This window comes from Endobacterium cereale, from assembly GCF_009617585.1.
Classification (GTDB): Bacteria; Pseudomonadota; Alphaproteobacteria; order Rhizobiales; family Rhizobiaceae; genus Neorhizobium; species Neorhizobium cereale.
In genome coordinates this window covers 135723-157131 of record NZ_WIXI01000022.1, presented here as the reverse complement: position 1 = coordinate 157131, position 21409 = coordinate 135723, and the positions used below count along the sequence as shown (strand labels likewise).

Annotated in this window: 18 protein-coding genes and 1 tRNA gene; 11 read left to right on the top strand and 8 right to left on the bottom strand. The window is 60.0% G+C overall.

The window, feature by feature from the left end; translation table 11 throughout:
• Nucleotides 1-22 precede the first annotated feature (22 nt).
• Nucleotides 23-1354, bottom strand: coding sequence for a hypothetical protein (locus tag GAO09_RS29495; RefSeq protein ID WP_209018563.1), 1332 nt, complete (start codon nt 1352-1354; stop codon nt 23-25).
• A 309-nt stretch (nt 1355-1663) separates the two neighbouring features.
• Between GAO09_RS29495 and GAO09_RS00980 the strand changes: the two genes are divergently transcribed.
• From GAO09_RS00980 to GAO09_RS00940, 9 genes are all read left to right on the top strand, one after another.
• Nucleotides 1664-1739: transfer RNA gene (locus GAO09_RS00980), tRNA-Thr, on the top strand.
• 186 nt (nt 1740-1925) lie between these two features.
• On the top strand, nt 1926-3842 hold the full coding sequence (locus GAO09_RS00975; RefSeq protein ID WP_153352202.1) for a potassium transporter Kup: 1917 nt from the start codon (nt 1926-1928) through the stop codon (nt 3840-3842).
• 92 nt (nt 3843-3934) lie between these two features.
• Complete coding sequence (locus GAO09_RS00970) at nt 3935-4369, top strand: DUF2231 domain-containing protein (protein WP_153352201.1); 435 nt, start codon at nt 3935-3937, stop codon at nt 4367-4369.
• A 3-nt stretch (nt 4370-4372) separates the two neighbouring features.
• The gene (locus GAO09_RS00965; protein WP_153352200.1) at nt 4373-5839 is read left to right on the top strand and encodes a PQQ-dependent sugar dehydrogenase; all 1467 of its coding nucleotides are present in this window, start codon (nt 4373-4375) and stop codon (nt 5837-5839) included.
• Nucleotides 5840-6060: 221 nt separating this feature from the next.
• Entirely contained in the window at nt 6061-8199 is a 2139-nt protein-coding gene (locus GAO09_RS00960) for a TonB-dependent siderophore receptor (RefSeq protein WP_324184940.1), read from the top strand.
• Nucleotides 8200-8326: 127 nt separating this feature from the next.
• Nucleotides 8327-9406 (top strand): ABC transporter substrate-binding protein, encoded by a 1080-nt coding sequence (locus GAO09_RS00955; protein WP_153352199.1) that lies wholly within the window; start codon nt 8327-8329, stop codon nt 9404-9406.
• A 5-nt stretch (nt 9407-9411) separates the two neighbouring features.
• Entirely contained in the window at nt 9412-10389 is a 978-nt protein-coding gene (locus GAO09_RS00950; RefSeq protein ID WP_153352198.1) for a FecCD family ABC transporter permease, read from the top strand.
• Nucleotides 10386-11387, top strand: a complete 1002-nt coding sequence (locus GAO09_RS00945; protein WP_153352197.1) for a FecCD family ABC transporter permease — start codon at nt 10386-10388, stop codon at nt 11385-11387. Before GAO09_RS00950 ends, GAO09_RS00945 begins: the two co-directional genes overlap by 4 nt.
• Entirely contained in the window at nt 11387-12175 is a 789-nt protein-coding gene (locus GAO09_RS00940) for an ABC transporter ATP-binding protein (RefSeq protein WP_324184939.1), read from the top strand. The genes GAO09_RS00945 and GAO09_RS00940 overlap by 1 nt, the downstream gene beginning before the upstream one ends.
• Nucleotides 12176-12786: 611 nt before the next feature.
• Here GAO09_RS00940 and GAO09_RS00935 read toward each other — a convergent pair.
• The gene (locus tag GAO09_RS00935) at nt 12787-13776 is read right to left on the bottom strand and encodes a heparan-alpha-glucosaminide N-acetyltransferase (protein WP_324184732.1); all 990 of its coding nucleotides are present in this window, start codon (nt 13774-13776) and stop codon (nt 12787-12789) included.
• A 28-nt stretch (nt 13777-13804) separates the two neighbouring features.
• Nucleotides 13805-14503, bottom strand: coding sequence for a DUF599 domain-containing protein (locus GAO09_RS00930; RefSeq protein WP_153352196.1), 699 nt, complete (start codon nt 14501-14503; stop codon nt 13805-13807).
• Between the two features lie 227 nt (nt 14504-14730).
• Between GAO09_RS00930 and GAO09_RS00925 the strand changes: the two genes are divergently transcribed.
• Together GAO09_RS00925 and GAO09_RS00920 are read left to right on the top strand one after the other, a co-directional pair.
• Nucleotides 14731-16128 (top strand): L-serine ammonia-lyase, encoded by a 1398-nt coding sequence (locus tag GAO09_RS00925; protein WP_153352195.1) that lies wholly within the window; start codon nt 14731-14733, stop codon nt 16126-16128.
• An 86-nt stretch (nt 16129-16214) separates the two neighbouring features.
• Complete coding sequence (locus GAO09_RS00920) at nt 16215-16652, top strand: DUF1489 family protein (RefSeq protein WP_153352194.1); 438 nt, start codon at nt 16215-16217, stop codon at nt 16650-16652.
• Nucleotides 16653-16711: 59 nt separating this feature from the next.
• Here the strand turns inward: GAO09_RS00920 and GAO09_RS00915 are convergent, their stop codons facing one another.
• The 5 genes from GAO09_RS00915 to GAO09_RS00895 form a co-directional block, all read right to left on the bottom strand.
• On the bottom strand, nt 16712-16981 hold the full coding sequence (locus tag GAO09_RS00915) for a hypothetical protein (protein WP_153352193.1): 270 nt from the start codon (nt 16979-16981) through the stop codon (nt 16712-16714).
• A 107-nt stretch (nt 16982-17088) separates the two neighbouring features.
• Nucleotides 17089-18486, bottom strand: a complete 1398-nt coding sequence (locus tag GAO09_RS00910; RefSeq protein ID WP_324184819.1) for a D-alanyl-D-alanine carboxypeptidase — start codon at nt 18484-18486, stop codon at nt 17089-17091.
• Between the two features lie 229 nt (nt 18487-18715).
• Nucleotides 18716-19474, bottom strand: coding sequence for a hypothetical protein (locus GAO09_RS00905; protein ID WP_153352191.1), 759 nt, complete (start codon nt 19472-19474; stop codon nt 18716-18718).
• A gap of 127 nt (nt 19475-19601) precedes the next feature.
• Nucleotides 19602-20210, bottom strand: a complete 609-nt coding sequence (locus tag GAO09_RS00900) for a transglutaminase-like cysteine peptidase (protein ID WP_153352190.1) — start codon at nt 20208-20210, stop codon at nt 19602-19604.
• Nucleotides 20211-20735: 525 nt separating this feature from the next.
• Entirely contained in the window at nt 20736-21347 is a 612-nt protein-coding gene (locus GAO09_RS00895) for a PilZ domain-containing protein (RefSeq protein ID WP_153352189.1), read from the bottom strand.
• Between the last annotated feature and the right edge of the window lie 62 nt (nt 21348-21409).

Sequence of the window (21409 nt, the reverse complement as noted above, 5' to 3'; positions counted from 1 at the left end):
CCGCCTCCGACACCAGCCATACTTATTGGCCGGGCAGGATACGCATCGAAAAGATATAGATCGGCATTTTGCCGCCGAGAACATCGCTATTGAGATAGATGCGGCCGGGCGTGTTGGGGGCGAGCGAGCGATCGAAATTCACTCTGAACAGCGCGTCGGTCTTTTCCTGCGTCGCCTTGAAACGATGTCGGGAACAGCCGCCCAGACTGCCGAAATCACAACGCACGGCCACTTCGACGGAACGATCGCCTGCTGTCTGCAACGTGACTGCGACCGTCGAAGTCTTGCCGGCCATCTCCCGGAGAATTGCCGCAGGCACCTCGATTGCGACCTCGCCGTCGGGGCCGGGTGTCTGCGAAGTTACACGCACCGCCTGGCCGCCTGATGCGTGGACAGCTTCCACACTGGCATTGCTCGCGGGCACGATACCTTGCGTGTCTTTCGGAATGAAAACTTCCGCCCATTCCTCGGAAAAACCACGGCCCGGCTCGAAACCTGCCGGTGCCTGGCTGTTGCTGCCACCATTGCTAACCGGCGTGTTGTTGAAGTCCGGCATGACGATCAGGCCATTGTTGCCAGCCCACCAAAGGCCCCAACCGGCCGCACCGAGCACGATGAGCGGCACGACCAGACTGGAAATCCAGCGCCGACGCTTGCGTGGTCGTCCTTCCTTTCCAGCGGCCACGTCCAGATGCGCCGCTTTCGGCGTCTGCGGCAGCGCTACCGGTTTGGCTGCGGGTGTCTTGCTTTTGCCTTGCCACCAGCTGCGTTTGGCTGGCTTTTCCGCCTCAATTTCACGCCGAGGACGCAGTTCTGCCGGCTGCTCACTGCCGCCGCGACGAGATACGCCCAGATCGCCAAGGCTGCCCGCATCGGTAGGCGAAGCGGTTTGGTTGTTCCGCCTGTTGCCACCCACGAACGCTGAAAGCTCGTCCAAAGACGAATCGGATGCCGAGCCATAAGCTGTCGCAGGCGGCGTGCGCATTTCGGCATGGTCGCCGTTTGCCACCGGACCCGGGTTTGCTGCTGGTGCCGTCGTCGGTGCACCTGGTACGGGTGCCGCGCTGACTGGCTGGCTCGCAGGCTGGCGATCGGGTTGATTGGCCGGCGGGATGGCGGGCGCCTGGGCGCGCTCGATGGCCAGACGCTGGCGTTCCTCGAACTCGATCTCGCGAATCTTGGATTCAAGCCGTTGCCGCTGCGCGTCGACGAGGTCGGGATCGGTCACATCCTGCTTGCGCAGTCCCGCTTCCAGCGCCTGTCGGGCGGAATGGTAGATGCGCGCCCGGATATCCGCATTGTTTCGTTCGGATTGCGCGAGCGCGTTCCTGATGGCTTTTTCCAAACCGCTCACTGCCGGGCCCTGATATCGATACGTCCGCTCATATTGCTCTTTCGGTAGACTTTTAGACAATGAACTGCAAGCGGTGCACGCCGCTATGCGGTGAATAAGGTCACGGCCACTGTCGGCAGAATGCATTCGCTCGCGGCATTTGCGTGGCAGGTTTGAACGCAAAAGATGGAAGTCGCGCGGCTTCAGTCCTGGCTGTGGATATCACTCTGTCGGAAATGAGTGCCCTCGCAAAAATCGCATCTTGAAATCCTTTCTCTTTGCCTGTATCAGCCCCTTCACATCGCAACCGGGTGCGCCCGGCAGGCGGGGGCCGCTTTAGCTCAGTTGGTAGAGCACGTCATTCGTAATGACGGGGTCACGTGTTCGAGTCACGTAAGCGGCACCATTTTTTCCAATTTCAACAACAACCAGCTTTTCCCATGCTTTTTGATGTTCATGATAAATGTCATCGCGTGGGCGCGAAATGTCTGGCGATAGGAGCAAAGTTGAAGGCGTGGTGGTTTGCCATCGCGTCACTGATGCCCCATATTCGCCTTCATCTCGCAACGAAGGCCGAGCGCCTGGAGACCTTATGACTGCCTCACATACTGCCGCCCCGCAGGCGACGTCGGAAACCCGCAAGTTCCTCGTCCTCCTGCTCGGGTCTATCGGCGTGGTCTACGGGGACATCGGCACGAGCCCGCTTTATGCGTTTCGCGAAGCACTGCGCCCGTTCGCCAAGAATGGCACCGTGCATCATGATGAAGTCATCGGCATGATCTCGCTGATGGTGTGGACGCTCACCATCCTTGTCACCTTCAAATACGTTCTTTTCCTGCTGCGCGCCGATAACGACGGCGAAGGCGGCACATTGTCCCTGCTGGCACTGCTGATGAAAAAGACCGGCAGCTATATGCCGGTGCTGTTTTTTGCGGGTCTCATCGGCTCGGCGCTGTTCATCGGCGACGCCATGATCACCCCGGCGCTGTCGGTCATGTCGGCGCTGGAAGGTCTCAAGCTCGTCACGCCCGCTTTTTCCGACTACGTGCTGCCGATGTCGGCTGCCATCATGGTCGGTGTTTTCGCCATCCAGTCCAAGGGAACGGCGGCCGTTTCCAATTTTTTCGGGCCAATCACTGTTCTCTGGTTCATCGTCATGGCTTGGGGCGGCGTCATCCATATCAGCGATGACTGGACGATTCTCGAAGCGCTCAATCCGCTCAACGCCTTGTGGTTCATTACCCATGCCGGCACCGTCGGACTGATCATTCTCGGCGCAGTGTTTCTGACGGTGACCGGGGCTGAGGCGCTTTATGCCGACCTCGGCCATTTTGGTCGCAAGCCGATCCAGACCGCCTGGTTCATCCTCGTATTTCCGGCATTGGCGCTGAATTATCTCGGACAGGGCGCGCTGGTGCTCACCAATCCCGAAACCATCGCCAATCCGTTCTATCTGCTTTATCCCGAATGGGCGCTGCTGCCAGTCGTCATTCTCGCCACCATGGCGACCATCATTGCTAGTCAGGCGGTCATCACCGGTGCCTTTTCGCTGGCTCGTCAGGCCGTTCACCTGGGCTTCCTGCCGCGTCTCGCCATCAAGTTCACCTCGGAAACCAATACCGGGCAGATCTATGTTCCGGCTGTCAACGCCATCCTGTTCATCGGCGTCATCGTTCTGATCTTTTCGTTCGGCGATTCGGAATCGCTCGCCACGGCCTACGGAATTTCCGTTACTGGCGCGATGGTGGTGACGACGCTGATGTCGTTCCAGTTCCTGCGCTCGGTGCGTGGTTATTCGGCCTTCGTCGCCGCGGCTCTGCTCTTGCCGCTGCTCATCATCGAAGCGGTCTTCCTTGCTGCCAATCTTTTGAAAATCCATGATGGCGGCTGGGTGCCGGTCGTCTTGGCGCTGGCCATCATGATGGTCATGTGGACATGGACCAAGGGTTCGAAATATCTGAAAGAGAAGACCGCGCGAAACGACATTCCGCTCGAAACGTTCATCAAGTCGGTGGAAAGCTCGATCGACCGTGAAAGCGACCATGCGCCGGTCACCGTACCTGGCACGGCGGTGTTTCTCACAAGTGTGCCGGATCGCACTCCGGGCGTGCTTCTGCACAACATCAAGCACAATCACGTCCTGCACGACCAGAACGTCATTCTTACCGTCTGGACTCAGGACAAGCCCTATGTGCCTGACAGCGAGCGGGTCGAGATGACACGGCTTTCGAAGCGTTTTCTCCGCCTCGACATCACGTTCGGATTCATGGATGAGCCGAACGTGACGAAGGCGCTGACGCTCTGCAAGAAAAAGGGCTTCAAGTTCGAGATCATGCAGACCTCGTTTTATCTCGGCCGGCGCAACCTGATCAGTACGCCAAACACCGGCCTCGCAGGCTGGCAGGAGCACCTTTACATCGGTCTTGCCGATTTCAGCATCGACCCCTCAGCCTATTTCAAGCTTCCGCCCAACCGTGTCGTCGAACTGGGAGAGCAGGTGGCGATCTGACGCCACCTTCCATTACCTCGATACCGGTGGAACAAATCGGTGTTCCCAACTGTTGCCTGCTCATCTGACGCTCGTTCACCCGGGAGCCCTTGATGAGCACATCGCCGTCCGCCCGAGATTCCGCCGCTTACCCGTATCAGGCGGTTTTCATTCCTTTTCCCTTTGTCTGCTTCACGCTGGCATTGTTGACTGATCTTGCCTATTGGCAGACGGCCAACCTGATGTGGACGAATTTTTCCGCGTGGCTTTTGTTTGCAGGTCTGGTCGGCGGCGCGGTCGGATTACTGGCCGGATTGCTCGATCTGGTGAGGCCGCGAACAAGGCCGTTGCGTCCGGGCCTCCTTGTCATCCTTCTTTATCTCGTCATTCTGGCGCTGGCGATCTTCAACAGCCTTCTGCACGCCGGCGATGGCTGGACGGCGATCGTACCTTATGGCCTCGCCACCTCGGCGGTCACCTTCGTGCTGATGCTTTTCACGGCGGCGCTGTCTTCTCGCAAATATGCTCGCCTGGCCTGGAGGATCTGACCCATGAAGAAGCGTCTCGCTTATACCGTCTTTCTGTCCGCCTCGTTGGGTCTCGCACTTTCCGCCTGCAGCGACAGCAATGATAATTTCGATCTGTCCCAGCAGGTCGGTCCCGATCCTGTTCTTCCGGAACCGATTTCACTGTTGCTGCCGGATCTGAAGGTCGCCGAAGTTGTCGGCTGGAAGGACAATGAAACGCCAGCCGTGGCTGAGGGACTGAAGGTCACGGCCTATGCGAAAGATCTCGTCAATCCGCGCACCCTGCATACACTGCCGAATGGCGATGTGCTTGTCGTCCAGTCCCGTGCGCCGGAAGGCAAGCCGCTTTCACGGCCCAAGGATTATATCCGTGGATTTATCATGTCGATGGCCAGCGGCGGCGGAGGTTCACCTCCGCCCAGCAATCTCATTACCCTGCTGCGCGATACCAATCGCGACGGAACTGTGGATGAACGCCATGACCTTTTGAAGGATCTGCATTCGCCCTTCGGTCTCGCCTGGATCGACGACACGCTTTATGTCGCTGCCGCCGATGCCATCGTCGCCTACCCGTATAAACTTGGACAGACAGAGATTTCCGGCGAACCACGGGTGCTGACGCCGCTTCCCGGCGGACCGCTCAACCACCACTGGACCAAGGATCTGGCACTCAGCCCGGATGGCCGCATGCTCTATGTATCTGTCGGCTCCAATTCCAACGCTGCTGAAAACGGCCTGGAAGCCGAAAAGGGGCGTGCCGCCATCTGGCAGGTTGACCGTCAGAGTGGAGCCGCGCGTGTCTTCGCGTCGGGCCTGCGCAATCCGAACGGCCTGACCTTCAACCCCGAAACCGGTGCACTATGGACCGTCGTCAACGAGCGTGACGAACTTGGCCCGAACCTGGTGCCGGACTACATGACGTCGGTGAAGGAAAACGCCTTTTACGGCTGGCCGTGGAGTTATTACGGCAACCATGTCGATGCCCGCGTTTATCCGCCGCGGCCGGATATGGTGGAGCGCGCCATCAAGCCGGACTATGCGCTTTCAAGTCATGTCGCGGCGCTCGGGCTGGCCTTCACGCAAGGGTCGGCCATGCCGGACACTTACGCGGCGGGCGCCTTTGTCGGCCAGCGCGGCAGCTGGAACCGCAATGCCTTCAATGGCTACAAGGTCGTTTATGTACCCTTCGAAAACGGCATGCCTTCCGGCAAGGCGCAGGATGTCGTAACCGGTTTCCTGCAAAACGAACAGGCGCGCGGTCGCCCGGTCGGTCTGGGCATTGATGGTACGGGCGCGCTGCTGGTGGCGGATGATGCCGGCAATACGGTCTGGCGTGTCGCTGCTGCCGATGGCAAGGTGACACCGCAACCGGTTGGCACCGATCAGGTATCGCCGGTTCAGCAAACGGCGACACCGGCGCAGGCAACTCCACCGCCGGCAAGTGGAACGACCCCGTCGCCGACGGAAATCGCACCCGCAACCCAACCGTAAACAATGCACTGAAACTGCCAAACGCCACACTGTTCTGCCGGATCGCATCCGGGCAACAGTGTGGCGAAAAAATGTTGGAACCAGACGCCGATTCCTTGACACATTCTTAACACGAAGGATACTTGACTTCAGAACTCCATTTTTGGAGCGCAAAGATTTTCGGATGGCGATTTTTGCGAAACTATTGGCTTGATTAGCTTTTCTGAAGAAAGGAAGCCCGCGTGGCGTCTCGTTCGAATATTGTCCCTGGCCGCTTCTCCTCCCTGCGCGCCGGTCGTTGCTCGCTGACGGTCCTGCTTTCCAGCTCAGCTATCCTGATCGCGTCGCAAGCGCTCGCGCAGAGCGACAGCGCGGCCGGCGCAACCGTTCTGCAGACCATTACCGTGACCGAAAGCGGAGATAAATCGATCGGTCCGGACGCGACCATTGTCGGAAAAAGCTCACGCACGTCTTCCAAGACCGACACGCCGCTGCTCGACGCGCCGGCTTCCGTCTCGGTCGTGACCCAGCGCGAAATGGATATCCGTGGTGTCAAGACACTGGATGAGGCGGTTGCTTACACCCCTGGCGTTTCCTCCGATATCTACGGTTCAGACAACCGCTACGACTATTTCCAGATCCGCGGCTTCTATTCCAGCGGACGAACCTTCCGTGATGGTTTGCCGATGCGTGTCAATGTCTTCACGGGCAGCAGGCTGGAGCCATACGGCGTGCAGCGCGTGGAGGTTCTGAAAGGCGCCAATTCGACACTGTTCGGCCTGTCGGAGCCGGGCGGCATCGTCAATGTCGTCACCAAGCGCCCGCAGGATGTGAAATTCGGCGAGGTTTATACGACGGTCGGCGAGGATCATGTCGAAACCGGCATCGATTTCGGCGGCCCGATCGATGCCGATGGCGTCTGGACCTACCGCCTGACTGCCAAGGGACAGGATGGAAGCTACGGCTACGATTTTCTTGATGACGACCGCATCTACATCGCGCCGGCGCTGACCTTTGCACCATCCGACGATACCGACTTCACCCTGCTGACCAATTACATGCGGCGCGACGGCTCGACCGCCCAATCCATTCCGGCCACTCTGCGTGGCCTGATCGATTCCGAAACCTATCTCGGCGAGCCGGGCTTCGATGCCATGGACACCGAGGAGTGGAACATCGGCTACGAGTTCCGCCACAATTTCGGCAATGGCCTCGAGTTCCGTCAGAACATGCGCTACACGGATTTGAGCCTGATCTACAAGCAGGTCTTCCTAGGTGGTGATACCGCCACTGATCCGCGCTCCGCTTATGGCGTCGACAGCAACGTGCAGCGTTTCGATATCGATAATCAGCTGCAATATGATGCCAGCTTCGGCGCCGTCGACAGCAAGACGCTGTTCGGCGTCAGCTATGCGCACGATGACGCATCGCAGGTGGCGCAGTACGGTATTGGCGTGGTGGCTCCGATCGATCCCTTCAATCCGGTCTATACGGGTGTCGATCTCAGTGGCGTCCCGCAGTCGTTCTCGCGTGGTTCCCAGGCAGCAAAGAGCGTTTATCTTCAGGAAGAACTGACGCTCAACAAGCAGTGGATCATCACCGCCGGCACGCGCTACGACTTCGTCAACAACAACGACAAACTGTCGAACACCCATACCGTCGACGAAGCCGTGACCTCGCGCCTCGGGCTGACATACAAGGCGACCGACGAGCTTTCCCTCTACGCCAGCTATCAGGAATCCTTCCAGCCCTTGAGCGTTGACCGCAGCACTTTGCTCGGCCAGCCGAAGCCGCAGGAAGGGACGCAATACGAGATCGGCGCAAAATACCAGCCGGCAGGCATGGACGCACTGTTTACCGTCGCCGTGTTTGATTTGACCCAGACGAACCTCGTCCAGTCGATCACCGGAACCCCATTCCAGAATCAGGTGGGCGAGGTCAACGTTCGCGGTCTCGAACTCGAAGCCAAGGTGGCGCTGACCAATCAGCTGAACCTGATCGCCGCCTATACCTATCTCGATGCCGAGATCAAGGTGGACGCCAATGCAGCCATCGTCGGCAATCGTCCGGAACAGGTTCCCACCCACATGGCTTCGGTCTGGGCAGACTATACCGTGCCCGGAAACGACGCTTTTGGCGATCTGACGCTGGGCATGGGCGCACGCCTTGTCGCCGGCATAGAGGCAAACAATCTGAACACGGAGACGCTCCCCTCCAGAACGGTTTTCGACTTCGCGGCCAAGTATATGGTGACGGATAACGTAGCCCTGTCACTCAATGTCGAGAACCTGTTCGACAAGGAATACCTGACGGCAGTCAATTCCGGGGCTTTCTACGGCAACCGCCGCGCCTATCGGGCAAGCCTGCGCTACACCTGGTAAACCGCCGATCCAGCCTGAAGCATTCCCCGGCCACCCGCCGTGGAATGCTTTTTTGTTGGTTCGGGTCTCGGCGCGGCCGGTTTGCCGTGCTAGGAGCGGATAAAACATGAGATATTGGGACCTGTTTATGAGCGACGTGTCATCCGAGCTGCAGAGCCGCAAATCGAAGATGGCGGATGTCAGCCGTCGGCAGGTGTTGCGCGGGCTCGGCAGCGGTCTGGCTCTCCCGGCAATGGCGGGTGCGGGCCTCGCGCTTCCGCCGCTGGCCGCACCGGCTCTGGCGCAGGCAGGCGAGATCCGTTTCGAGCACGCTTTTGGTACGACCATCCTCGAAAAGCCGGCAACGCGTGTCGTCTCCATCGGCTACAATACCCAGGATCCCCTGCTTGCGCTCGGCACACCGCCGGTTGGCATCCGCGAATGGTTCGGTGCCCGACCCTATGCCGTCTGGCCTTGGGCGGAAAGCTATCTCGGCGATGCAAAACCCACTGTCATTTCCGGCGAGGTGTCGATCGAAATCATCGCATCGCTGCAACCCGATCTGATCGTCGGTGTCGGATCCGGCATTTCCAAAGCCGAATATGACGTGCTCTCGCAGGTTGCCCCTGTACTGATGCAACCCGCCGACAATCCTTCCTATGGCACGCGATGGGATATCCAGACCGAGATGTACGGTCGCGCATTGGGCAACGTCGACAAGGCCAATGAGTTGATCGCGGCAAACAAAGCGCTTTTTGCCGCCGCCCGTGAACGTCATCCCGAATGGGCCGGCAAGACGGGCGTCTGCGCCTACAATTTCAATGGTGAGACCGGCGCCTTCATCGGCTCGGATACGCGTGCGACCTTCATGGGCGAACTGGGTTTCAAGCTGACGCCGAAGCTCGCCGAGACGAAAACGACACAAGGCTTTTACGCGCCGCTGTCGCCGGAAGACCTGTCGGCGCTCGATGCCGATCTCCTGGTCTGGATCTCGTCGTTCGATACGGTGCCGGATATCGTCAAACTCCCCATGCGCAAGACCTTGAAAGCACACAAGGAAGGCCGCGAAGTCATGGCCGGATCGCTGATTGCCGGGGCGCTTTCCTTCGGCAGCGTTCTGTCCTTGCCTTTCGCGCTCAAGGAGATGGAGAGCGATATCACGCTCGCCCTCGATGGTGATCCTGCAACCAAGGTCGCTTCCAGCGTCAAGGCAGGACTGGCGCCGTGAGGGCCATGGCGGTCGCAGTCCTGGCGCTCGTCCTTGCGGCAGTGCTGACTTTGACGGTCGGTGTGCGGGAAGGTGGTTTTTCGCTGGTCTGGCAAGCGCTCTCCGCTTTCGATCCGAACGATCCCGCCCATATCGCCATTCAGTCCGTCCGCATGCCGCGCCTGATCGCCGGCCTGATTGCCGGTGCGGCACTCGGCATGGCCGGCACGATCATGCAGGCGATCACCCGCAATCCGCTCGCCGATCCCGGTATTCTCGGCATCAATGCCGGCGCAGCCTTCGCTGTCGTCATTGGCTCACTGATCGCCGGCCGTGCTGATAACGGCCTGATGGCAGCACTTGCCTTTCCCGGTGCGGCCGCTGCCGCAGTTGCTGTTTTTGCGCTCGGCGGCGGGTTGAAAGGTGATGCGGGTCCGGTGCGCCTGACGCTGGCCGGCGTCGCGCTCAGCGCCATGCTGCTCTCCTTCGTGTCCGCCATCATCCTTGCCCGCAATGAGGCGCTGGAAGTGTTTCGGTTCTGGGTCACCGGTTCGCTGGCGCAGGCCGGTATGCGCCCGCTCGGCTATATGGCGATCGCCGCCGTGTTCGGAGCCTGCCTTGCCATCGCCATCGCGCCACGCATCGAGGCCCTGTCGCTGGGCTCGGCGCTCGCGCGTGGCCTTGGCACCAAGCCAGGCCGTATACAGCTCGGCGCGCTTGTCGCCGTTACGGCACTGACCGGTGCGGCCGTCGGCGTCGCCGGACCGGTCGCCTTTCTCGGTTTGCTCGTGCCGCGTCTTGCCCGCCGGGCCGGCGGCCATGTCCTGCGCCGTGAATTGATCGCGTCGGCCATATTGGGTGCAGCGATCCTGCTGTTTGCCGATACGATCGGCCGTATCGTGATCCCGCCGACGGAAATCCGGGTCGGTACCATGACCGCGCTGATCGGGGCACCGATGTTCATCTGGATGGCGCGCCGTCTGCGTGCGGGAGCGTCAGCATGAACGCGAAAACAATGGCCGGAATTCGCGGCAGCCTCATCCTTGCCGCGGCTCTGCTGATTGCTATCGTATTGTCGCTGATGATCGGCCAGATCAGGCTCTCTGCCGCAGACCTCTGGACCGGGCTTCTCACCGGCAAGGGGCCGGGCGCGCTCACGCTGCGTGTGTTGCGTGGCCCAGGCGTCGTTACCGCCATCGGCGCGGGTGCAGCCCTTGGTGCCTCGGGTGCCATCTTCCAGATCCTGCTGCGCAATCCGCTGGCGGCGCCTGACGTCATGGGGTTCACGTCCGGTGCGGGACTTGCCATTGTCTGCGGAGTACTGGCGGGCACGTCTTTGCCCATGCCGCTTCTGTCCGCCGCCGGTGGGCTCGCCGCCGCTTGCCTTGTTGCCATTCTGGCCATCAAGCGCGATGGCAGCCAGGTGCCGATCACGCTTATACTCGTCGGCCTCGGCATCGGCTTTCTCACGGCAGCCGCCAACAGTTTTGTCGTCACCCGCCTGCCGCCCGAACAGGCCGCCGAGGCGCAGCGCTGGCTCACCGGCTCGCTGGCCGCGCGCGACTGGGGTCATGCGGGCCAGGTGTTTGGCTGCGGCACGGTGCTGGCCGTCATCCTTGTTATTCAGGTGAGGGCGCTCAGCCTTCTGGAACTGGGCGATGATCTCGCCACCGGCCTTGGCCTCAAAAGTAACCGCGCGCGGCTGCAGCTGGCCGGTACCGGCGTGCTTCTGGCGGCAACCGGCGTGGCTGTCGCCGGGCCCGTTCCCTTTATCGCGCTGATGGCCGGGCCGCTCGGCATGCGCATCACCGGCGCAAAACAGCCGGGTGGTCGCATCCTGTCAGCGGCCGTCGCCGGCGCGATCATCACCGTGCTGGCCGATCTCGCTGCCCGGTCCATCGTGCCAGGCCTGCAACTGCCCGCCGGTGTCATGACCGGCATTTTTGGAGCGCCCTATCTGCTGTGGCTTCTGTCGCGCGAAATGGACGCCGGAGACATTTGATGATGCTTGAGAACGACAATGCGCTGAAGGCCGAAGGTCTGACGATCGGTTACGGTGAACGCACAGTCATCGACAATCTGTCACTGGATTTCCCGGCTGGCCGGATGACGGCGATCCTTGGCCCCAATGGCTGCGGCAAGTCCACACTCCTGCGGGCGCTTGCCCGCCTGATCACGCCGGGCAAGGGCAAGGTCACGCTCGGAAGCGACAATATCTTTTCCATGGATACGCGCGCCCTTGCACGCCGCCTCGCCATTCTGCCGCAGGCATCGAAGGCGCCGGAAGGCATCACGGTTGCCGATCTCGTCCGTCGTGGTCGCACGCCATGGCGCGGCCTGTTTTCCGCCTGGAGCGAGGCGGATGCTGCGGCTGTCGCGCGGGCGCTGAAGGAAGTCGGTCTGACGGACATGTCGGAACGGCCGATCGACCAGCTGTCCGGCGGCCAGCGCCAGCGCGCATGGGTCGCGCTCGTCCTAGCGCAGGACACGCCCTGCCTTCTGCTGGATGAGCCAACGACATGGCTCGATCTCACCCACCAGATCGAGGTCCTCTCGCTGATCCGTGAGCGCAACCGTGCGCAGGGCGTGACCGTCGTCACCGTACTGCACGATCTCAATCTGGCGGCGCGTTTCTATGACACGCTGGTTCTGCTGGGGCCGAACGGCATGGTCGCGGCGGGCGCGCCGCAGGATGTGCTGACGGAAGACAATCTGATGATCGGTTTTGGCCTGTCGGCGATGGTGGTGCCCGATCCGATCACCGGAACACCGATGGTCGTTCCGCGCTGAGCTTCTTCATGGGCCGACGAAGCCTTTTCAAAAAGCAGGCAGAGTCAACGCTTGGCGATCTTGAGATTTTCAAAAAACACCCGCGTTTTGCGGGGCATGTGGTCGGGGCACTGAAAGCTGCCTCGTAATTTAGTGAGTAATTGACACCTCTCAGTGCCCCGTTCGACGGTTTTTGCCCGCGACTTCGGTTCCTCTGCAAAAGCCATCCCGGTGATTTGCCGCCGACTGGCGATCATGTGTGCCGCACAGGCACGCCCGGCGCGCTCTTTCGGGCTTCAGAAACGGTTCGGTGTTTTATGACCTTGCCGTTTCCCCCGTGTCGCCGGAGGGGAACCAGTTCCGCGAACCCAGGACATGAGGTTTTGCGTCTCACCCTCATGCCCTGCGCCGGCTCCAACTCGCCGGGACGCCTCCCGGTGTATCCACGATGGAACACGAGAATTGTAGGGCATAGGTTTTGGGAGGGTAGACGAAGCCGTCTGCAACCATTTTACAAGCGATTGATTTAGCTTGGAGATATTTTGGATGCGGTGGAAATTTTGATCAAAAACGTTCTGTTCGCGACATGGTCGTCGTGAATGGAATGGATCAAATTCAGGAACTGGTTTGGCTTATTGTGCGCTTATCGAGCATTCCTGCGCGAGTGTCTGAACGCGCTCATCCGTCTGCGGATTGATCTTGCCCTCGTTCATCGGCACCAGCAGCGATTGTTGTGACAGGCGCTCGCCCGTGCAGGAACAGAAGCGTTGGCACATGCCGGCATCGCTGCCAGTGCCGTTACATCCACTCTCACACGTGCTCATGTAGCTCTGCATCGGGTCAGGCGCCGGGGCGGGGTAAACGGTCGAGAATACGTAGAGCAAGCCGATCAGCACCGGCTGGTGGATCAGGTAGAAGGCAAGGCTGTGTTGTCCGGCCAGTCCCAGAATGTTGGGCTTCGTCTGCATGGCCGCGAGCCGATTGAGCCACCCGCGATCCAGCGTCCATCGGCCGATAGCGATGCCAGCCAGCGGTGCCGCCAGCCACGGAAACAGCGGCACAAAGTCATTGGAACGCGGTGGCGTCGCAGCAAATCCCGTCCAGTTGAGGTAGCGCGGATCGAAAAATTCGCTGCTGAAGATGCCGGGATAAACATATCCGTTGACATAACCCGCCGCGGCAATGGCGATGGCGATCAGTGCCGTTATCAGCGGTGGCAGTTGCAGAAAGGCAAGCCCGATCAATCCCGTCAGCGCAATACTGTGCAGGATGCCGAAATGGATCCACTCGCCGGGCGTCGCGAAAAACGTACCGATGCTGATCACGAGTGCTGCAGCGGCCACCATGCCGAAACGCTTGGCGAACGATTGCCAGCGAATGGCGGGGATATGGGCCAGAACAAGGCTGAAACCGGCCAGGAACAGGAAGGAACTGGCGATACAGCGCGCATAAAACTTCCATGCGCCTTGGGTTGCGGTTTCCGGGTCGATATAACCGAAAAAGCCGAGGTCCCAGGTGAAATGGTAGGAAGCCATGGCGATCAGTGCCAGGCCGCGTAGCGTGTCGATCAGAAGGATGCGCGGCCTTTTGGACGCGGTAGACGTTGTTTCAGCAATGGCCACGAAAACTCTTTCAGGATCGATCTCTGGTTCAGGATTGCCCGTCTTCCATCACAGCCTGGCGCGCCTCTGAAAAATACTGGCGACGGGTCAGCGCGACGATGACGACGATGGTCATTGCCATGAACATATAGGGCCCGGCAAACCAACCGAGATAGCCGATCGATAGAAAAAATGCGCGAAGGCCCGAATTGAAGTGGCTGGCGGCGATCGTGTTCATGCGGATCACCTGATCGGCAGCGCGTTCGGCGGCTTCGCGGTTGCCGTTCGTCTCGTGCATCATCGGCAGTGCACCGAAGAGAATGGTGCAATAGTTGAACAGGCGATAGGACCAGCCGAACTTGAAGAAGGCATAACCGAAAATGACGGTCAGCCCCGCGACCTTCAGTTCGAACGAGGTGCGGCCGCCATAGGAGGCGATGGCGAGATCGCGAAACACGGCTTCGACCTGATCTGTGGCGCCGAGCAACGCAAAGCAACCGCCGATGGCAAGGATGGATGTCGAGGCGAAAAACGCCGTGCCGTTCTGAAGGCCCGCAAGGATCTGCGTGTCGATCATCTTCAGGTCGCGGCTCAGCGAATTGTAGATCCAGTTCCTGCGGCGCTCGGCCATCACCCGGTTGAGGCTCTGGCGCGGCAGGTATTTGCCACCGGAACCGGCAGAGAACCAGCTGTAGAGCGCCCAGAGGACGATGAAGAGGGCAAGCGCGATATAGTCCGCATTCGACATGGGTATGACCGGGTTGGAAAAGACCGAATTTCAACGAATTCTAGTGTAATGCGTCAGAATCAGCATGCCCGGCAAGATGGTTGCGCGATCACGATCTTCCTATCCACATTGCACGACAGGAATTTTGATCCTATGTCGCTGCGACAAAACCGGATGTCGGGCAATCGCCTTAGCTTGTGTTTCGTCAAGCGTAGCCTGATCTCATCTTACTCGCGATGTGGACTGCCATGTTTCTCTCCGTCTTTGACGTCTTCAAGATCGGTATCGGTCCTTCGAGTTCCCACACGATGGGACCAATGTCGGCCGCCAATCGGTTTCTCGACCTTATCCTCTCGGATGACTGGCCACGGCCGGCAGGCGCGCATGTGGCGGCGCTGAAGGTCAGCCTGCACGGCTCGCTCGCCTTTACCGGTATCGGCCACGGCACGGGCAGGGCGGTTGTCCTCGGCCTGATGGGCGAGGCGCCGCAAAGCGTCGATCCGGATGCTATGGATGGCATTATTGCCGAGGTGGAGCGCACGGGGCGTGTCACGCCGCCCGGCCATCCTGCCTATGACTTTCAGCCGAAGACGGACCTGATCTACGACAAGAAGGTACCGCTGCCGGGCCATGCCAACGGCATGGCGTTCGAGGCGCTCGACAAAGACGGCCGCCTGCTTTTGAAGCGTATCTATTATTCGATCGGCGGCGGTTTCGTGGTGACGGATACCGAACTCGAAGCCATGCGCGGTCACAAGAAGATCAGCTCCGATCGGGTGCCTTATCCCTTCGCATCAGCGAAGGAAATGCTCGAAATGGCGCGTGGCGCGGGCCTCAGCATTGCCGCGATGAAGCGTGCCAATGAAGAAACCAAGATGAGCAGCACCGAGTTGGACGAAGGGCTGGACCGCATCTGGGACGCGATGAGCCGCTGTATCGATCGCGGCCTGCAGGTGGACGGCATCATGCCGGGTGGCCTGAAGGTGAAGCGCCGTGCCCGCGCCATCCACGAAAAGCTGGAGGCCGAATGGCGCTCCAACCGGCTTAACCCGCTGCTCGCCAATGACTGGCTGTCCGTTTACGCGATGGCCGTCAACGAGGAAAATGCCGGTGGCGGCCGCGTCGTCACCGCGCCGACCAATGGTGCGGCCGGCGTCATCCCGGCAACAGTGCGTTATTTCTTGCATTTTCATGAGGATGCGACCCGCGAGGACATTCACACATTCCTCCTGACGGCGGCGGCTGTCGGAGGCATCATCAAACACAATGCCTCGATCTCCGGCGCCGAAGTCGGCTGTCAGGGCGAGGTGGGCTCTGCTGCCGCGATGGCGGCGGCAGGATTAGCGGCAGTGATGGATGGCTCGCCGGAGCAGATCGAGAACGCCGCCGAAATTGCTCTCGAACATCATCTCGGCATGACTTGCGATCCGATCGCCGGTCTGGTGCAGGTACCGTGTATCGAGCGCAATGCGCTGGGTGCCGTGAAGGCCGTGACAGCTGCCTCACTGGCCATCAAGGGCGACGGAACGCATTTTGTACCGCTCGACGCCTGTATCGAAACCATGCGACAGACCGGCAACGACATGAGCGAGAAATACAAGGAAACCTCCACCGGCGGCCTCGCCGTCAACGTCGTCGAATGTTGATCGCATGATCGCGGGCCTGTGGATGCAGGCCTGCCATGCCGCGACCGCGGCTTGACGCGGCGCGCGTATGGGTCTTGAAGCGGGACATGGCACTTCACATCGTCAAACTCTGCGTCGGCGCAGAATCCATTCAGGATCAAAGAGACTGGGTCGCCGAGCGCTGCCTGAGCGCGATCGCTGCCGGTCTCGAGCCGCATTCGGTACACACGACGCGAATGGTTCCCAAGCGTGTGGATGAACTTCTGGATGGCGGATCGCTCTACTGGGTGATCAAGGGGCAGGTCATGGCACGCCAGAAACTGTTGGGTATCGAAACCTTTACCGGCGGTGACGGCATAGGACGCTGCCATCTGATTCTCGGGCCGGAAGTGATCGAGACCATGCCGCAGCCGCGCCGGCCGTTTCAGGGCTGGCGGTATCTGACGCCGGAAGATGCGCCCGCCGATCTCGGCAGCCTTGGCGAAGACGTCATGGCGCTGCCGGAAGATCTGCGCCGTGAACTTGCAGAACTCGGCCTTCTCTGAAACGACAAAAGCGCGCCACAGGGACGCGCTTGTGAATTCTCAAGATTGATTTCGGTCGATCAGCGCAGACGCATATGGATCGGCGCGTTGCCTGAGCGGACGGAAATGTGGAGGTGGATCTTCGCTTCCGGCTGCGTGTAGCGCCAGGCGCGTGCCGCGTGGGTCAGAAGAAGCCCGACCAGATCACGCGTCTTTTCGCGCGGCCGGTTCATGCCCATGCCGGCAATCCGCATGGCAGCCTCGTGCAAAGGATGCAGCGACGGCCCACGCATCGGGCTCTTCAACGTCGTCGGAAATTCACGTTCGATGTTGTTTTCGTTCACTGCCATATCTGACCTCGTACGCTTTACTTTTCGAGGGCTGAAACGAAACCGGGACAAGAAACGCAGCCCGGCTGCCGCCGCCGGTTACCCGACGGCAGCGTCACCCATTTGCTTTACTGGAGCGAAGCCCAGCACTTGATGCCCTTTTTCTTCAGGGCGTTGCAGGCATTGACGGCCGTCTTCTGGTCGTCGAACCCGCCGAAACGGGCGCGATAAAGCTGGCTGCCGTTGGAGTTGACGGCGACCGTGAAGGGCTTTGCGCCGCGAAGTGCGCTGCCGCCCTTGTCCTGTGCGCTGGACAGCAGATCCATAGCCATGTCGCGGTTCGGCGAAACGCCGATCTGCACGACCCAGCCGGCAATCTGCTGTGCCGTTGCGGCCTGCCGATCGGATCGTGTCGATGCGGTGGTGACAGAATCCGTAACGGCTACGATCTTCTGATCCGATGCCGGTTCCTTCAGGTAGCCCGCTGCCGGCGCAAGGCCGCGCGGTGGAACCGGAGCGTTCGTTGCGATGACCGAAGAAACAGCATCACGAGCGCCTTGCGACTTCGGTTCGGCGGCATAGGCGTTGGCGCCCGGAACCTTCTGCTCGTAGCGGGTTTCCGGCATCGGGCCTGCGTTCGGCAGGTCCATCGAGGCAAGCTGGCGAACGTCGACCGAAGGTGTGCTGGGCTTCGGTGCATCGGTCACCGGAAGCGAAGGGGCCGGCGCTGTCTGGGCAATCAGGTTGCTGTTGCCGCCGCGTGATGCCTGCGGCAGATAGGTGGCGACGAGCTTGCGCATCTGCGCGTCACGGGCGGCACTACCCTTGGCGCCGAGGATGACGGCAACGATCGAGCGGCCGTCGAGCTGTGCGGATGTGGCAAGGTTGCTGCCGGCAGCCTGCGTATAGCCGGTCTTGATGCCGTCAACGCCCTTCACATTACCGACGAGACGGTTGTGATTGCCGATGACCTGTCTGCCGAACTTGAAGCTGCGGGTGTTGAAATAGCCGTAATACTGCGGAAAGTGCTGGCGCAGCGCGATGCCGAGGCGAGCCTGATCGCGGGCCGTTGTCATCTGCGCGGTGTTCGGCAGGCCGTGGGCGTTGCGATAGGTGGTGCGCGTCATGCCGAGCGCACGTGCCTTGTTGGTCATCATCTGCGCGAAACGCGCTTCCGAGCCGCCGAGGAATTCGCCCATGGCGGTGGACATATCGTTTGCCGAACGTGTGACCAGCGACAGGATGACCTGTTCGACATTGATCGAGCCGCCAGCGCGAACGCCGAGCTTCGACGGAGGCTCTGATGCGGCATGCGCCGACACCGGAACCTTGTCACTCAGAGAGATTTTGCCGGACTCGAGCGCTTCGAAGGTAAGATAAAGCGTCATCATCTTGGTGAGAGACGCCGGATAACGAAGGCCGTCGCCGTCTTCGTTATAAAGAACCTTGCCGGTTTTGGCATCGACGACGATGCCGGCATATTTCGCAGCAAGAGCGGGACTGACGAAAATCGTCGACGCTACGATCGCTGCAACGAACCGACCAGCAACCCGAGCGGTTTTCGATGTGCCATCCTTGGGGAGAGATGAACTGAAGAGGTTTTTCAACACGCCTGCACTCGCTACTTGCAACTCGATGGTAATGGGTCCGGTCGCGCCCCCGCAGCGTGCCGTTGCGGTGCACTTTAGGTCAGCAGCGTTACCAACTGGTTTATGATGAACCCGACGTTGCAGCGTTTGATCGAATTTTAGCGGCTTATTGCGCGGGTTTTCGCTTGGTTGCGCGCTCACGTACAAAACGAGCGATTGCGGCGTCAATGCGTTGCCAGTCGCGCAAAAGCGACGGAGAGAATCGATAAAGGACCGTCAGGTCCTGTCCCGCCCTTATGTCTCTCTGGCAACTCGCACTGTTGGCGGCGGCAGCCGACCTGGAGCTTGCTGCGGTGGATTGGGAGGGCATCAGGCAGCGAACGGCATAACTGCCGCCGTCGGCCATCGGTGCGGTCAGGATGACTTCCTGGCCATAACCGCTATCGGCACGAAGGTGATGGGCGGTGAGCCCATAGGGGCCGGGCAGGGGATCGCCGTCGAACAGGCGGGAATAGATCGGCTCCACGCGTCCGGACATGTCGCGCGACATGGTGCTCTGCGACAATTGCAGAAAGATCAGTCCGTCTGTGTTGTGAGAGCCGTCGAATCGGTTCTTGAGGCTGACGCTATAGCCCTGCATTTCCGGCCAGGTAAGATAAAGGTCGATGCGGTCACTGTCGCCGGAGCGCCGCTGTTCGCCGAAACGGATGGTGTTGACCGGCAGGCGCAACTCGTCCTGACCAATGCGGACGCTGACTTCTTCACGGCTGTCGGTATGGCTGCCGAGCGCCAGCCTTGGACCGATCCATTGGCCGCCCAGACTGATGGCGAAGGTTGCGGCAACCATGAGGCCAAGACCTGCCATCAGGCCGAATGCCATGCGATTGCTGATCAGTGGTTCCTGATAGTCGTCCTGTTGCGCCATTGTGACCTGCCTGCTGTCAGGCACGTCTTTCCATATGAGGCTTGTGCGGAGCAGGCAGGGCAAACGAAAAAGCCCGGCGCCACGTTTAAGTGGGCCGGGCAAGTTTTCAGTGAGGGTATTGCAAGAATTACTGGCTGACGCTGCCGACTGCGATGGTGCGGCCATCCTGCAACTTGACCCAGCGGCCCGGATCTTCGTTCGACTGGCGCTTGAGGTAGGTATATTCGGTATCGGCCCAGAGCATGACCTTGTTGCGCATGTTGTCGAGGATGAAATCGCCGCGATCGGTGCGCACGGTCAAGACGGCATGGCCTTCGCCATTCGGCTGCAGCACGACGGTGATCAGCAGGGCAGAGGCATCAAAACCCTTCTGCATGAGCATCTTGCGCTTCAGGAGGACAAAGTCCTCGCAGTCGCCGACCGTGGTCGGATAGGCCCACTTTTCCTCGACGCCGTAGATTTCCTGGTCGGTCATCGGCTGGATGGCGGTGTTGACGGTGTAGTTGACGTCGAGCAGCGTGCGCCACTTGTCTTCGGTCAGTGCGACTGCGCCGCGGTCACCATTGGTGCGAACGCATTCGCTGCGATAGGTCTTGCAGAATTCGTAATGACCGATCGGCGGGTTGGCCTGACCGATGACCTTCATCGTGCCGCTGGCAGCGGATGCCGCCTGTGGCTGAAATACTGCGATGAAGGTGGCGATAGCGGCGATCACCAGGGCTGTGCTCTTCGTCATTTTTCTTGTCTCCCCGTTGGTGAGGAGACAATCGCAGCAAGGTTTTGATCCGGCGGAAAATACCGTCGTAAAAACAAGTGCTTATTTGAATTCAATTCAGCTAAAACATGCCGAAAATTCGAATTGAATTCGACGAAAATTCGACGGGTATTTTCCGCAAATTTAGTTCAAATTTGAATCATCGACGCTTCGCGACGCTGGTATGGAGGCGTTATCCTACTGAATCTGCTTGGTTTTTAACGCTCTTGAGAAGGTCTTTGTCGGTCCCGTCACAAGGCCTGAGAATCGAGCCTCAACTCATGCTAAATGGCTCGTAAACCTTGTTTATCAGGCACTTTGTCACTGTTTCAGGCTGGCACGGGTCGGTTTTTGGTGTCAAAAAAATCGTCCCGAAACGAGATTTTTTTAGCGATACCCCGTATTTTTCTCGAAACTGTCCCGTTGCACCGTCGAAACGGCACAAAAAAGCCGGCGATTTTGGTCGCCGGCTTCGAAAGTGTAAAGATTGGGAGCGGTGGCGGCGGCTTAGAGAAAAGCCCGCAGCGACTCGCGGGACTGGACGGAGGCGAACTCGATCGCAACGCCCTCGATGAAATGACGCACGATGCGGCCACGCATGTTGCCGAGCATGACCGGTGTGCCGAGTGCCGGACGAATCTCGATATCGATGGCGGCGCCGGAAAGCGAGAGGTCGACGATCTTGCACGGATATTTGCGGCCGTCGTCCAGCACGATCTCTGTGCGGGTGATGCGAGGCGTCAGGCGATCGTGGCGACGATCTTCCGGCAGTCCGAGTTCATGCTTGTTGGCGAGCCAGGTGAGCTGGGCGGCCAGTTTCTCGCGCTTGCGGTCGGTCGCGTTGATCGACATGTAAAAGCCGTCGGCCGTGACGCCGATGACATTGCCTTCGATTCGCCCGAGATTTTCGATGTAGGCGATAACTCGTTCGCCGGCCGAGGGGCGCGCCTCGCATGAGAAGACAACGTCGCCCGGCGACATTTCCACTGCCGTGCAGGGAAATTCATCGTGGCTTTCCAGCATCAGCCGGCCGCTCATGCCGACCGTCACCCGCTGGAAGGAACGCTCCTGCGCGCCCTGCGGTGGTGTCGATGGTTGAGCTGGCTGGAAAGAGTACATGCTCGTTCTCTCAAGTCGCGATGCGTAAATTCTGAAATGTTATGATGCCCATTATGCGCCTG

Bases quoted from the DNA above. Each gene is read 5' to 3' on its own strand.
- GAO09_RS00945 (WP_153352197.1), top strand. From the start codon at position 10,386: ATGAACGCGAAAACAATGGCCGGAATTCGCGGCAGCCTCATCCTTGCC.
- GAO09_RS00905 (WP_153352191.1), bottom strand. From the start codon at position 19,474: ATGGCGCAACAGGACGACTATCAGGAACCACTGATCAGCAATCGCATG.
- GAO09_RS00970 (WP_153352201.1), top strand. From the start codon at position 3,935: ATGAGCACATCGCCGTCCGCCCGAGATTCCGCCGCTTACCCGTATCAG.
- GAO09_RS00965 (WP_153352200.1), top strand. From the start codon at position 4,373: ATGAAGAAGCGTCTCGCTTATACCGTCTTTCTGTCCGCCTCGTTGGGT.
- GAO09_RS00895 (WP_153352189.1), bottom strand. From the start codon at position 21,347: ATGTACTCTTTCCAGCCAGCTCAACCATCGACACCACCGCAGGGCGCG.
- GAO09_RS00955 (WP_153352199.1), top strand. From the start codon at position 8,327: ATGAGCGACGTGTCATCCGAGCTGCAGAGCCGCAAATCGAAGATGGCG.
- GAO09_RS00975 (WP_153352202.1), top strand. From the start codon at position 1,926: ATGACTGCCTCACATACTGCCGCCCCGCAGGCGACGTCGGAAACCCGC.
- GAO09_RS00950 (WP_153352198.1), top strand. From the start codon at position 9,412: ATGGCGGTCGCAGTCCTGGCGCTCGTCCTTGCGGCAGTGCTGACTTTG.
- GAO09_RS00930 (WP_153352196.1), bottom strand. From the start codon at position 14,503: ATGTCGAATGCGGACTATATCGCGCTTGCCCTCTTCATCGTCCTCTGG.
- GAO09_RS00940 (WP_324184939.1), top strand. From the start codon at position 11,387: ATGATGCTTGAGAACGACAATGCGCTGAAGGCCGAAGGTCTGACGATC.
- GAO09_RS00915 (WP_153352193.1), bottom strand. From the start codon at position 16,981: ATGGCAGTGAACGAAAACAACATCGAACGTGAATTTCCGACGACGTTG.
- GAO09_RS00900 (WP_153352190.1), bottom strand. From the start codon at position 20,210: ATGACGAAGAGCACAGCCCTGGTGATCGCCGCTATCGCCACCTTCATC.
- GAO09_RS00925 (WP_153352195.1), top strand. From the start codon at position 14,731: ATGTTTCTCTCCGTCTTTGACGTCTTCAAGATCGGTATCGGTCCTTCG.
- GAO09_RS00920 (WP_153352194.1), top strand. From the start codon at position 16,215: ATGGCACTTCACATCGTCAAACTCTGCGTCGGCGCAGAATCCATTCAG.